At 70.6% G+C, this 12,885-nt stretch carries 10 protein-coding genes and 1 tRNA gene; 10 read left to right on the forward strand and 1 reads right to left on the reverse strand.

Annotated elements, in window-relative coordinates:
• Positions 1 to 3: 3 nt before the first annotated feature.
• The gene (gene rpmH, locus ACIQLL_RS04535; protein ID WP_402463793.1) at positions 4 to 141 is read right to left on the reverse strand and encodes a 50S ribosomal protein L34; all 138 of its coding nucleotides are present in this window, start codon (positions 139 to 141) and stop codon (positions 4 to 6) included.
• 315 nt (positions 142 to 456) lie between these two features.
• Here rpmH and dnaA point away from each other — a divergent pair, with 315 nt between their 5' ends.
• The 10 genes from dnaA (at position 457) to ACIQLL_RS04585 (ending at position 12,866) form a co-directional block, all read left to right on the forward strand.
• Complete coding sequence (dnaA, locus tag ACIQLL_RS04540) at positions 457 to 1,878, forward strand: chromosomal replication initiator protein DnaA (RefSeq protein ID WP_402463795.1); 1,422 nt, start codon at positions 457 to 459, stop codon at positions 1,876 to 1,878.
• Between the two features lie 602 nt (positions 1,879 to 2,480).
• A complete protein-coding gene (gene dnaN, locus ACIQLL_RS04545) occupies positions 2,481 to 3,614 on the forward strand; it encodes a DNA polymerase III subunit beta (protein WP_402463797.1) in 1,134 nt (377 codons plus the stop codon).
• Positions 3,615 to 3,684: 70 nt separating this feature from the next.
• Positions 3,685 to 4,581 carry a phosphogluconate dehydrogenase (NAD(+)-dependent, decarboxylating) gene (gnd, locus tag ACIQLL_RS04550; RefSeq protein WP_402463799.1) on the forward strand — a complete coding sequence of 299 codons (897 nt, stop codon included), beginning with the start codon at positions 3,685 to 3,687 and terminating at the stop codon, positions 4,579 to 4,581.
• Between the two features lie 18 nt (positions 4,582 to 4,599).
• Complete coding sequence (recF, locus tag ACIQLL_RS04555) at positions 4,600 to 5,793, forward strand: DNA replication/repair protein RecF (RefSeq protein ID WP_402463801.1); 1,194 nt, start codon at positions 4,600 to 4,602, stop codon at positions 5,791 to 5,793.
• Positions 5,786 to 6,451: a DUF721 domain-containing protein gene (locus tag ACIQLL_RS04560; protein ID WP_402463803.1), complete on the forward strand. Its 666-nt coding sequence runs from the start codon at positions 5,786 to 5,788 to the stop codon at positions 6,449 to 6,451. The genes recF and ACIQLL_RS04560 overlap by 8 nt, the downstream gene beginning before the upstream one ends.
• Before the next feature lie 339 nt (positions 6,452 to 6,790).
• Positions 6,791 to 8,878: a DNA topoisomerase (ATP-hydrolyzing) subunit B gene (gene gyrB, locus ACIQLL_RS04565; RefSeq protein ID WP_402463805.1), complete on the forward strand. Its 2,088-nt coding sequence runs from the start codon at positions 6,791 to 6,793 to the stop codon at positions 8,876 to 8,878.
• A 96-nt stretch (positions 8,879 to 8,974) separates the two neighbouring features.
• On the forward strand, positions 8,975 to 11,599 hold the full coding sequence (gene gyrA, locus ACIQLL_RS04570) for a DNA gyrase subunit A (RefSeq protein ID WP_402463806.1): 2,625 nt from the start codon (positions 8,975 to 8,977) through the stop codon (positions 11,597 to 11,599).
• Positions 11,599 to 12,540 carry a DUF3566 domain-containing protein gene (locus ACIQLL_RS04575; protein ID WP_402463808.1) on the forward strand — a complete coding sequence of 314 codons (942 nt, stop codon included), beginning with the start codon at positions 11,599 to 11,601 and terminating at the stop codon, positions 12,538 to 12,540. Before gyrA ends, ACIQLL_RS04575 begins: the two co-directional genes overlap by 1 nt.
• 105 nt (positions 12,541 to 12,645) lie before the next feature.
• Positions 12,646 to 12,719, forward strand: a tRNA-Ile gene (locus ACIQLL_RS04580).
• A gap of 27 nt (positions 12,720 to 12,746) precedes the next feature.
• Positions 12,747 to 12,866, forward strand: coding sequence for a DLW-39 family protein (locus ACIQLL_RS04585; RefSeq protein ID WP_216645792.1), 120 nt, complete (start codon positions 12,747 to 12,749; stop codon positions 12,864 to 12,866).
• Positions 12,867 to 12,885: the final 19 nt, after the last annotated feature.

The raw sequence follows: 12,885 nt of genomic DNA on the forward strand, positions 1-12,885 counted from the left end.
CGCTCAGGCAGAGAGCTCGGCGCGACCCTTGCGGCGACGGTTCGCCAGGATCGCGCGGCCGCCGCGCGTGCGCATGCGCAGACGGAAGCCGTGGGTCTTGGCACGACGGCGGTTGTTCGGCTGGAAGGTCCGCTTGCTCACGAGGTACTCCAAGTAACGTCGGGGAGACACACCGTCAGGTCCTCGACGATGTCGGTCAGGTTGCAGGCCGTTTCCCTGCCCAGGCAGGTGATCGACCGGGCCGACCCGAGGCTCGCGCCCGGACGAGGGCGCACGAAAGTACCTGGAACGGCTGTCCGACGTTACGCCGTCGGACGGCCCGAGGTCAACTGCCGCCGGCGTGACGACGACGACACACGGCCCGGTCCGGCGCCTTCGTCCACACCCGTGTCCACAGGCTCCACAGGGTGTGGAAAACTATGTGGACATCGCACCCGAGCAAGTCCGGAGGAGCCCGTGCCCCAGCCCGACGAGAACATCACCGACGTCTGGGCACAGACGTTGGCGACGCTCGAGGCACGGCCCGACATGACGCCGCGCCAGCTCGCCTTCATCAAGCTGGCCAAGCCCATGGCGATCGTCGACGACACCGTCTTCATCGCCGTCCCGCACGAGCAGACGCGCACCTATCTGGAGACGAGCCTGCGCGACCAGCTCGTCTCGGCCATGTCGGCGACCATCGGTCGCGACATGCGTTTCGGCATCACCGTGGATCCCGAGCTGAGCCACGACGCCCTCACCGGCCCCGCGCAGGACTACACGCCCCCGCAGGACGAGCCCGCGGTGGACGAGCCGCCGACGCCGGCGGCGCCTCCGGTCGACCGCCGGGAGTCCGCGGAGGCGACCCGCCTCAACCCGAAGTACATCTTCGAGACGTTCGTCATCGGATCCTCCAACCGGTTCGCCCACGCGGCGGCCGTCGCCGTCGCCGAGGCACCTGCCAAGGCGTACAACCCGCTCTTCATCTACGGCGACTCCGGCCTGGGCAAGACGCACCTCCTGCACGCCATCGGGCACTACGCGCACAACCTGTACCCCCACGTGCGCGTGCGGTACGTGAACTCGGAGGAGTTCACCAACGACTTCATCAACTCCATCGGCGAGGGGCGCACCGGCGCGTTCCAGCGGCGCTACCGGGACGTCGACGTGCTGCTCATCGACGACATCCAGTTCCTCCAGGGCAAGGAACAGACGATGGAGGAGTTCTTCCACACGTTCAACGCCCTGCACAACGCCGACAAGCAGGTCGTCATCACGTCCGACGTCCCGCCCAAGCAGCTCGACGGCTTCGAGGACCGCCTGCGATCACGGTTCGAGTGGGGCCTCATCACCGACGTCCAGCCGCCGGACCTCGAGACCCGCATCGCGATCCTGCGCAAGAAGGCGGCCAGCGAGCACCTCGCCGTGCCGGACGAGGCGCTGAGCTACATCGCCTCGCGCATCTCCTCCAACATCCGCGAGCTCGAGGGCGCCCTCATCCGCGTCACGGCGTTCGCGAACCTCAACAAGCAGCAGGTCGACCCGGCGCTGACGGAGATCGTCCTCAAGGACCTGATCACGGACGACGACCGTGCCGCGGAGATCACCCCGGCGCTCGTCATCGCCCAGACGGCCGCCTACTTCGGCCTGACCATCGACGACCTGTGCGGCTCGTCCCGCTCCCGCGTGCTCGTGACCGCCCGCCAGATCGCGATGTACCTGTGCCGCGAGATGACCGACCTGTCCCTGCCCAAGATCGGACAGCAGTTCGGGGGCCGTGACCACACCACGGTCATGCACGCCAACAAGAAGATCGCCGGACAGATGGCGGAGCGCCGATCCACCTACAACCAGGTCACGGAGCTCACGAGCCGCATCAAGCAGCAGCACCGCGGCTGATCCACAGTGTCCACACCCCTGTGGAGAACGGCTTTGCACAGAGTTGCCCACAGGTGCAGTCCCGGCATTCCGGAGTTTTCCCACCGTCGTCCCCACCCTTGTGGACCCTAGAGGTGGACAACCTGCCGAACCGGCGCAGACCTCCGATACACACCTGTGGACAAAGTTGTGGACGCCTGTGGAACACGCCGTGCGGACGGTGGACGACCACGTGCGAATCGGTGGACGCCTGTGGGTACAGATTTCGCCGTCCCCAGGCACCCCGAGTTGCCCACAGGTTCGCCCCCAGGTGGGTCCACACCCAGAAAGACGCTCTGACCTGCCAAGACAGCGCCTTTCCCCAGAATCCACAGGCCCTACGACGACGATGAACGGGTTTCTTCCTCCAGAGGCACCATCCGCCTTCATGGCCCGTCCGACCGCACGACATCCAGGAGCTCCACGGGTGCCGGACCGCCGCGGCACGGTAGGGTTTGCACGGACGACGGCGCAGGTCTCGCGACGAATCCCGAGGCGTCGACCGGCTGCAGGTCGGGGGCGAGCTCGCAGGGTTTCTCCCGGCACCGCGCACGTCGCAGGGCACGAGGACACTGAGGAGTGGGATGAAGTTCCGGGTTGAGCGCGACGTCCTGGCCGAAGCCGTGACCTGGACGGCCCGCACGCTTCCCACGCGGCCGCCGGCTCCCGTGCTCGCCGGCGTGCGGCTCGAGGCGGACGCCGGCGGGTCCATCACGCTGACCAGCTTCGACTACGAGGTCTCGGCCCGTTCCGAGATCCCCGCGGAGGTCGCCGAGCCGGGCACGGTGCTCGTCTCGGGTCGGCTCCTCGCGGAGATCTCGCGGGCACTGCCCAACAAGCCGGTCGAGGTCACCGTCGAGGCCAACAAGGTGGCCCTGACGTGCGGCGCCTCCCGCTTCACGCTGCTCACCATGCCGGTCGAGGAGTACCCGGCCCTGCCGGCGATGCCCGAGCTGTCCGGGACCGTCGCCGGCGACGCCCTGACCCACGCCGTCGCGCAGGTCAGCGTGGCGGCGAGCCGGGACGACACCCTGCCGCTGCTCACCGGCGTGCGGATGGAGATCGAGGGTGAGCACATCACCCTGCTCGCCACGGACCGCTACCGGCTCGCACTGCGCGAGCTGACCTGGACCCCCGCCACCCCCGGATTCTCCGCGGTGGCCCTCGTCCGGGCGCGCACGCTCAACGACGTCGCGAAGTCGCTGGGATCCGGCGGCGGGCTGGTGAACATCGGGCTGAGCACCGGTGACGGCATCGAGCTGATCGGGTTCGAGGCCGGCGGTCGCCACACCACCTCCCAGCTCGTCGACGGTGACTACCCGGCCGTGCGTCGGCTGTTCCCCGATGCCACGCCGATCCACGCCGTCGTGCCCACCCAGGCCCTCATCGACGCCGCCAAGCGTGTCGCCCTCGTCGCCGAGCGCAACACCCCGATCCGCCTCGCCTTCTCCGAGGGGCAGGTCGTGCTCGACGCCGGGCAGGGCGACGACGCGCAGGCGTCCGAGGCGCTGGAGGCGGTGCTCGTCGGCGAGGACATCCAGGTGGCCTTCAACCCCCAGTTCCTGCTCGACGGGCTCGGCGCCCTCGGCACCGACTTCGTGCGGATGTCGTTCACGCACCCCAACAAGCCCGTGGAGTTCACCGGCCAGGAGTCCCTGGACGGCGAGGACTCCTCGCACTACCGCTACCTGCTGGTGCCCATCCGCTTCTCGTCCTGAGGCGTTGCCCGCGCGACGCCGAGTCCCGCCCCGTACGCTCGCAGCGACGCAACCGCAGGAGGTCATCCGCATGGTCACCCACATGGGTCTGGTCGGTCTCGGCAAGATGGGCAACAACATGCGCGAGCGGCTGCGCCGCGCGGGGATCGAGGTCACGGGGTACGACCCACGACCGGAGGTCTCCGACGTCGCCTCCCTCGCCGACCTCGTCGCCGCGCTGCCGTCCCCGCGCCGGGTCGTGTGGGTGATGGTGCCGGCCGGTGAACCCACCCGGGGGGTGGTCGACGAGCTCGGCACGCTGATGGACGCGGGAGACATCGTCGTCGAGGGCGGCAACTCGCACTACCCGGAGGACCAGGCCCGGGCCGCCGAGCTGGGCGAACGCGGTATCGGCTACGTCGATGTCGGTGTCTCCGGCGGCATCTGGGGCCTGGAGAACGGCTACGGCCTGATGTGCGGCGGCCCCGACGACCAGGTCGAGCACCTCATGCCCGTCTTCGACGCCCTGCGCCCCGAGGGACCGCGCGAGGAGGGATTCGTGCACGCGGGGAAGGTCGGTGCCGGCCACTTCGCCAAGATGGTGCACAACGGCATCGAGTACGGCCTCATGCAGGCGTACGCGGAGGGCTACGAGCTGCTGTCCGCCAAGGAGGACGTGGTCACCGACGTCCACGGCACGATGAAGGCGTGGACGCGCGGCACCGTCGTCCGGTCCTGGCTGCTGGACCTCATGGTCAAGGCGCTCGAGGACGACCCGGACCTGCGCGCGATCGACGACTGGGTGGACGACTCGGGCGAGGGCCGCTGGACGGTGGACGAGGCGATCGACAACGCCGTGCCGCTCCCCGTGATCTCCGCCGCGCTGTTCGCGCGGTTCGCCTCGCGGCAGACCGAGTCGCCCGCGATGAAGGCCGTGGCGGCCCTGCGTCAGCAGTTCGGTGGCCACGCGGTGAAGCCCGCCGAGTAGGCGCGCCACACTGGGGTCATGTACGTCTCGCACCTGTCGCTGCTCGACTTCCGTTCCTACGAGGCGGTCGACGTCGAGCTGGAGCCGGGGCCGAACGCCTTCGTCGGCCGCAACGGTCGGGGCAAGACGAACCTCGTGGAGGCGATCGGCTACGTCGCGACCCTGGGCAGCCACCGGGTCGCGAACGACACGCCGCTGATCCGCGCCGGGGCCCAGCGGGCGGTGGTGCGTACGCGAGTCGTGCGTTCCGAGCGCGCCTCCACGGTGGAGCTGGAGATCACGGCAGGCAAGGCGAACCGGGCTCGCATCAACCGGGGTCAGCTCGGCCGGGCCCGTGACGTCCTGGGGATCCTGCGGACGGTGCTGTTCGCCCCGGAGGACCTGGCGCTCGTCAAGGGTGATCCCGACGGTCGCCGCCGGTTCCTCGACCAGCTCGTCGTGCAGCTCCTGCCCCGGGCAGCGGGCGTGCTGTCCGACTACGAGCGCGTGGTGCGTCAGCGCTCGGCCCTGCTGAAGTCGTTGCGGGGGCACCGGGCGGCCGGGCGTGAGCCCGACCTGTCGGCCCTGGAGGTGTGGGACGCGCGGGCGGCCCAGCTCGGCGCTCAGGTGCTGGCGTGGCGCACCGCACTGGTCCGGGCGCTGCAACCTGCGGTGGCGGCGGCGTACGAGCAGGTCAGCGACGCGGACGGCCAGGCGCACGTGGGCTACCGCTCGCGTGTGGTGCCCGACGGCGGGACACCGGACGTGAGCGGTCCGGCGCCGGTCGAGGACCTGGAGAAGGCGATGCTCGCGGCGATCCAGGAGCAGCGCCCCGCGGAGATCGAGCGGGGTCAGAGCCTGGTCGGTCCGCACCGCGACGACCTGACGCTCGACCTGGGCGGTCTGCCGGCCAAGGGTTACGCGAGCCACGGGGAGTCGTGGTCGTTCGCGCTGGCACTGCGGCTGGCGTCGTTCCGCCTCCTGGGCGGCGCAGCCGAGCCGGCGGCACCGGACGCGGTGTTCTGGGACCCGGACCACGGGTCGGACGCCGACCCGGTGCTCATCCTCGACGACGTCTTCGCCGAGCTCGACGTGCGGCGTCGGGAGCGGCTGGCCGAGCTGGTGGCCCAGGCGCGTCAGGTGCTCGTCACGGCGGCCGTGCCGCAGGACGTGCCGGCCCAGCTCCTCGGAGCGCGCTTCGAGGTCGGCGAGGGTACGGTGCGACGTGCCTGAGGGGCCGCCGGGGTCCTCGCGGCGCGCCCGGGGCGACGCCGTCGGCACGTCCGGTCTCCACGGCGACGCCGGTCGCGACGCCGGTCGCGACGACGACGCAGCGCCCGACGTCGGGCCGGACGCGTCCCGGGACCCCCGGCCCGTCGTCGAACGCACCGAGCTGACCCCTGCGGCGGAGGTCGCGCGCGAGGCGCTCAACCGCGCCAAGGCGGCTGCGCGCGCGCGGGGCCTGCGTCCGGGGTCGCCGGCGCGGCGCTCCCCGCTGGCCGAGCCGCGCAGGGATCCCGGGAAGGGACCCGGGGCACGGGATCCGCGGCTGGTCTCGGACGTGGTGTCCCGTCTGCTGCGGGAGAAGGGCTGGACGGAGGAGGTCTCCGTCGGCGGCGTGGTGGGCCGGTGGAGCGAGGTGGTCGGGGCCCAGGTGGCGCAGCACTGCACGCCGGAGACGTTCGAGGACAAGGTGCTGGTGGTCCGGGCCGACTCGACCGCGTGGGCCACGCAGGTCCGGCTGCTGCTGCCGACGTTGCAGCGCCGGCTCGACGAGGAGGTCGGCGAGGGCGTCGTCGAGCGGATCACGGTGCTGGGCCCGTCGGGTCCGAGCTTCCGTCGGGGGCGTCGTTCGGTGCGTGGTCCGGGTCCTGGGGACACCTACGGGTGACCGCCGTGGCCCGCGCCGTGGAACGGTGTGGAGAAGGCTGTGGAAAACGTGTGAGAACCCACACGCCCGGGGGCCCCGGACCCGCGATTTCTTGCGCTTTCACGGTAGACTGGGCCGGTGCCCCCGGGTGGTTTCCCGGGCCCGTGAGATCACTGCGACCGGCCTCTTCGTCCTAGCACGCCAGGCCGGTCGTCGAGCGCTCGGGCCCCGGTGGTCTCCCGGTGGCGCACGGCACCGACCCGCGGCCGGCACCCTGCGTGCCCGTCCTTGTGTCGCGGCCCGGACCACCCGTCCGGGAGACCCTGTCGCGTGCCTGGACGACGAGGAGTGCTCCAGCCTGTGGCTCAGCGATCCGACGGCACGTACGACGCCGGGAACATCACCGTCCTCGAGGGACTCGAGGCCGTCCGCAAGCGACCCGGCATGTACATCGGGTCCACCGGCGAGCGCGGTCTGCACCACCTGGTCTACGAGGTGGTGGACAACTCGGTGGACGAGGCCCTCGCCGGCGAGGCCGACACCATCGACGTGACACTCCTGGCCGACGGCGGCGTGCGCGTCGCGGACAACGGCCGCGGCATCCCGGTGGCGATGCACCCCACCGAGGGCCGCCCCACGGTCGAGGTCGTCATGACGATCCTGCACGCCGGTGGCAAGTTCGGCGGCGGCGGCTATGCCGTCTCCGGTGGTCTGCACGGCGTCGGCATCTCGGTCGTCAACGCGCTCTCGCGCCGCGTCGTCACCGAGGTCCGGCGGGACGGCTACGCCTGGCGCCAGGAGTTCGCCGACGGCGGCGCCCCGGTCGGTGAGCTGCAGCGGCTCGAGCCGACGGAGGAGACCGGGACCACCCAGACGTTCTGGGCCGACGGCACGATCTTCGAGACCACGGACTTCGACTTCGAGACCCTGCGGGCACGGTTCCAGCAGATGGCCTTCCTCAACAAGGGCCTGCGGATCACGCTGACCGACGAGCGCACCGAGCACGTGTCGGGTCCGGACGAGGTCACCGGCGCGATCGACGCGCGCGAGGTTCTCGCCGCGGTCGCGGCCGCGGACGGGGAGGGCCCGGACGAGGAGGCCAACGACGACGCGGTGCACGAGGCCACGTCGGCGGCCGGGGCGGCCCGGACGGTGACCTTCAAGTACGACGGCGGCCTGCGGGACTACGTCGCCCACATCAACGGCGCCAAGAAGGCCGAGATCGTCCACCCGGAGATCATCGACATCGAGGCGGAGGACACCGCCCAGCACATCTCCCTGGAGATCGCGCTGCAGTGGACCACGGCCTACAGCGAGTCCGTCCACACGTTCGCCAACACGATCTCGACGACGGAGGGCGGCACCCACGAGGAGGGCTTCCGCGCCGCGATGACCACGCTGGTCAACGCGTACGCCCGCGACAAGGCGATCCTCAAGGACAAGGACGAGAACCTCACGGGTGACGACATCCGCGAGGGCCTCACGGCCGTCCTGAGCGTCAAGCTCTCCGAGCCGCAGTTCGAGGGGCAGACCAAGACGAAGCTCGGCAACACCGAGGCGAAGACCTTCGTGCAGCGCATCGTGCGCGAGCGGCTGGTCGACTGGTTCGACGCCCACCCGAACGAGGCCCGGGACATCATCCGCAAGGCGATCTCGGCGTCGCAGGCACGGATCGCGGCCCGCAAGGCCCGCGAGGCCACGCGCCGCAAGGGGATCCTCAACTCCGGCGGGATGCCGGGCAAGCTCAAGGACTGCCAGTCGAACCGGCCCGACGAGTGCGAGATCTACATCGTCGAGGGTGACTCGGCCGGCGGGTCGGCGGTGCGCGGGCGCGACCCGCACCACCAGGCGATCCTCCCGCTGCGCGGCAAGATCCTCAACGTCGAGCGGGCTCGCCTGGACAAGGCGCTGTCGAACGCAGAGGTCCAGGCGCTCATCACGGCGTTCGGCACCGGGATCGGCGAGGACTTCGACATCACCAAGCTGCGGTACCACAAGATCGTGCTCATGGCCGACGCCGACGTCGACGGCCAGCACATCTGCACCCTGCTGCTCACGTTGCTCTTCCGGTACATGCGACCGCTGATCGAGCACGGGTACGTGTACCTGGCCCAGCCGCCGCTGTACCGGCTCAAGTGGTCGAACGCGCCGCACGACTACGTCTACTCGGACCGGGAGCGCGACGCGTTCCTCCAGCAGGGCCTCGCGGCCGGCAAGCGGATCCCGAAGGACAACGGGATCCAGCGGTACAAGGGTCTGGGCGAGATGGACTACACCGAGCTGTGGGACACCACGATGGACCCGGAGCACCGCACGCTGCTGCAGGTGACGGTGGACGACGCCGCCGCGGCGGACGAGATCTTCTCGGTGCTCATGGGCGAGGACGTCGAGTCCCGCCGCAGCTTCATCCAGCGCAACGCCAAGGACGTCCGCTTCCTGGACATCTGACCAGGTCGGGGCGTGTACAGAACGCCGCGACCAGACGTACAGAGCAGGACGGCAGCGGGACCCGCGCCCTGGCGGCGCAGGAAGGAACGGTAGACGGTGACGGACGAGACTCCCGGACCCGACACGACGGACGGCACGGCCTCAGGGTCCGCGTCGATCGTGCAGCACGGCCGCATCGAGCAGGTCGACCTCCAGCTCGAGATGCAGCGCAGCTACCTCGACTACGCGATGAGCGTCATCGTGAGTCGAGCGCTGCCGGACGTGCGAGACGGCCTCAAGCCGGTGCACCGCCGGGTGCTGTACGCCATGTACGACGGCGGGTACCGGCCCGACCGCGCGTTCTCGAAGTGCTCGCGCGTCGTCGGCGACGTCATGGGCAAGTACCACCCGCACGGGGACACGGCGATCTACGACGCCCTGGTGCGCCTGGTGCAGGACTGGGTGCTGCGCTACCCGCTCGTGGCCGGCCAGGGGAACTTCGGGTCCCCGGGCAGCGACCCGGCGGCCGCCCCGCGGTACACCGAGTGCCGCATGGCCCCGCTCGCCCTCGAGATGGTCCGGGACATCGACAAGGACACCGTCGACTTCCAGGACAACTACGACGGTCGCACCCGTGAGCCCACGGTGCTCCCCGCGCGCATCCCCAACCTGCTGGTCAACGGCTCGGCGGGCATCGCCGTCGGCATGGCCACGAACATCCCGCCGCACAACCTGCGCGAGGTCGCCGAGGGCGTGCGGTGGCACCTGGCGCACCCCGAGGCGACCAAGGAAGAGCTGCTGGCCGCGCTGATGCAGCGCATCAAGGGCCCCGACTTCCCGACGGGCGCGCAGATCCTGGGCACCAAGGGCATCGAGGACGCCTACCGCACCGGTCGCGGCTCGATCACGATGCGTGCGGTGGTCAACGTCGAGGAGATCCAGAACCGGATCTGCCTCGTGGTCACCGAGCTGCCGTACATGGTCAACCCGGACAACCTCGCGACCAAGATCGCCGACCTGGTCAACGACGGCCGCATCGCCGGCATCGCAGACATCCGCGACGAGACGTCCGGCCGCACCGGCCAGCGGCTCGTGATCGTCCTCAAGCGCGACGCCGTGGCCAAGGTGGTCCTCAACAACCTCTACAAGCACACGCCGCTGCAGGACAACTTCAGCGCGAACATGCTGGCCCTGGTCGACGAGGTGCCTCGCACGCTGAGCCTCGACGCGTTCGTGCGGCACTGGACCCAGCACCAGATCGACGTGGTGCGGCGCCGGACGGCCTACCTGCTGCGGGCCGCCCAGGAGCAGATCCACATCTACGAGGGCTACCTCAAGGCGCTCGACGCGCTGGACGAGGTCATCGCGCTCATCCGCCGGTCCCCCGACGCCGACCAGGCCCGCACGGGTCTGATGGAGCTGCTCGGGATCGACGAGACCCAGGCGAACGCCATCCTCGCGCTGCAGCTGCGCCGTCTGGCCGCGCTCGAGCGGCAGCGGATCCTGGACGAGCACGCCAAGCTGCAGGCCGAGATCCTCGACTACGAGGACATCCTGGCCCGGCCCGAACGGCAGCGCACCATCGTCGGCGAGGAGCTGGACGAGGTCACCGAGAAGTGGGGCGACGAGCGCCGCACCTCGATCCTGCCGTTCGACGGCGACATGTCGGTCGAGGACCTCATCCCCGAGGAGGACGTGGTCGTCACGATCACGCGCGGTGGGTACGCGAAGCGCACCCGGACGGACTCCTACCGGGCCCAGCGCCGTGGCGGCAAGGGCATCCGTGGCGCGCAGCTGCGCGAGGACGACATCGTCGACCACTTCTTCGTCACCACCACCCACCACTGGCTGCTGTTCTTCACCGACGCCGGCCGCGTCTACCGCGCCAAGGGCTACGAGCTGCCGGAGCAGGCCCGGGACGCCAAGGGTCAGCACGTGGCGAACCTGCTGGCGTTCCAGCCGGGGGAGAAGATCGCCCAGGTGATGGCGCTGCGGGACTACGACGACGCCGAGTACCTGGTGCTCGCCACCCGCCGCGGCCTGGTCAAGAAGACCCGCCTGACCGACTACGACTCCCCGCGCAGCGGCGGCCTCATCGCCATCAACCTGCGCACGGACGACGACGGCGCGGCGGACGAGCTCGTGTCGGCCCGGCTCGTGGACGCGGACGACGAGCTGATCCTCGTCTCGCGCAAGGGCCAGTCCATCCGGTTCGCCGCGGACGACGAGACGTTGCGGCCGATGGGCCGGGCGACGTCGGGCGTGACGGGCATGAAGTTCCGCGACGGTGACGAGCTCCTCGCCGCGGACGTGGTGGAACCCGGCACCGACCTGTTCGTGGTCACCGAGGGCGGGTTCGCCAAGCGGACGCGGATCGACGAGTACCGGCTGCAGGGCCGCAACGGGTTCGGGATCAAGGTGGCGAACCTGGTCGAGGCCCGCGGCGACCTGGTCGGTGCGCTGATCACGGAGGCGGACACCGAGGTGCTCGTCATCATGCAGGGTGGCAAGATCGTGCGCTCCCGGGTGGACGAGGTGAACCTCACCGGCCGTACCACGCAGGGAGTCACCTTCGCGAAGCCGGACAAGTCCGACCGCATCATCGCCGTCGCCCGGAACGTCGAGCGTCGCGAGGAGGCGGAGTCGGTTAGCGTGGAGGAACAGGCCGCCGACGGCGACCTGGAGCAGGACGCCCCGGCGACACCGCCGGAGCCGGACGACACCGGGGACGGTAACATCTGATGGCCAGCGACAACACCTCACCGCGGGCGGGTACGACGACGGCGGACGCCGCCGAGTCGACGCAGCAGCTTGCGCCGGTTCCCGCCCCGCAGACGCCGACGCGCGACGGCAGCTCCACGCCGTCGAACGGCAGCGCGTCCAACGGCAGCGCGCCGAACGGCGCCGCCGGTACGGAGCGGGGCACGACCGCCCAGGGCTCCGAGACGCCGCACCGCACGGGAGCCTCGACCTCCGAGGTCCCGCAGGGCGCCGGGACGGAGCAGGCCGCCTCGCCGGTCAAGGACGGGGCGGTCAAGGCCGCCGCCGCCGCGCTGGCGGCAGCGCGCACGGCCGCCAAGAAGGTGCAGTCCGCCGCTTCCGCGACGTCGGCGGGCGCGACGCCCGAGAACCGGTCCGGGACGCCGTCGTCGACCCCGCCGCCCCCGCCGGCACCGGACGCCGCCCAGCCCGACCAGCGCCCGCAGATGCACTACTCGGCCGGCGGGGTCCGCGGGTCGGCGCAGCAGGTGCCCCTGGCCGACGGGCAGCCCGGTGCCGCCCCGCAGACCGGTGCCCAGCCGATGGCCGCGGAGGCGGTCGGCGGCGTGCGGCGCGTCCGGCTGTCGGTGTCGCGCGTGGACCCGTGGTCGGTCATGAAGCTGGCTTTCCTGCTGTCCTTCGCGATCGGCATCATGGTCGTGGTGGCCACGACGGTGGTCTGGTACTCGCTGAACTCGCTCGGGACCTTCGCCACCATCCAGGACTTCCTCGTCGAGACGCTGGGGCCGCAGGCGATCGACATCACACAGTTCGTTGAGCTCAACCGGATGCTCTCGCTGTCGATGCTCATCGCGCTGGTGAACATGGTGCTCATGACGGCCCTCGCCACCATCCTGGCGATCCTCTACAACATCACGGCGGCGCTGGTCGGCGGGGTCCACCTGACCCTCACCGACGAGTGACCGGCGCGACGGACGTCACACCCGGACGGCCCGCCCAGGGTTTGGGGCGGGGCCGCCCGGTACGGTAATGTTCCGTGCTGCACGCCCTCGCTGAGGACGTGCGGAGGGGCTATAGCTCAGACGGTTAGAGCGCTTCCCTGATAAGGAAGAGGTCGGAGGTTCAAGTCCTCCTAGCCCCACTCCCCCGCCTGACGAGGAGGTCGAGCATGAAGAAGCTGTTCGTCGTGCTGCTGGCTGCAGCGGCCGGATACCTCGTGTGGCGCCGCGTCTCGTCCGACGCCGCCGACCGGGACCTGTGGACCGAGGTCACCGACTCGCTCGACTGAGCGGAGCGACCCCCACGCC

The sequence above is a fragment of the Isoptericola aurantiacus genome (assembly GCF_044769875.1).
Lineage (GTDB): Bacteria > Actinomycetota > Actinomycetes > Actinomycetales > Cellulomonadaceae > Isoptericola > Isoptericola aurantiacus.

Excerpts from the sequence above, each read along its gene's own strand:
- dnaN (WP_402463797.1), top strand. The coding sequence starts at position 2,481 with ATGAAGTTCCGGGTTGAGCGCGACGTCCTGGCCGAAGCCGTGACCTGG.
- gnd (WP_402463799.1), top strand. The coding sequence starts at position 3,685 with ATGGTCACCCACATGGGTCTGGTCGGTCTCGGCAAGATGGGCAACAAC.
- recF (WP_402463801.1), top strand. The coding sequence starts at position 4,600 with ATGTACGTCTCGCACCTGTCGCTGCTCGACTTCCGTTCCTACGAGGCG.
- ACIQLL_RS04575 (WP_402463808.1), top strand. The coding sequence starts at position 11,599 with ATGGCCAGCGACAACACCTCACCGCGGGCGGGTACGACGACGGCGGAC.
- ACIQLL_RS04585 (WP_216645792.1), top strand. The coding sequence starts at position 12,747 with ATGAAGAAGCTGTTCGTCGTGCTGCTGGCTGCAGCGGCCGGATACCTC.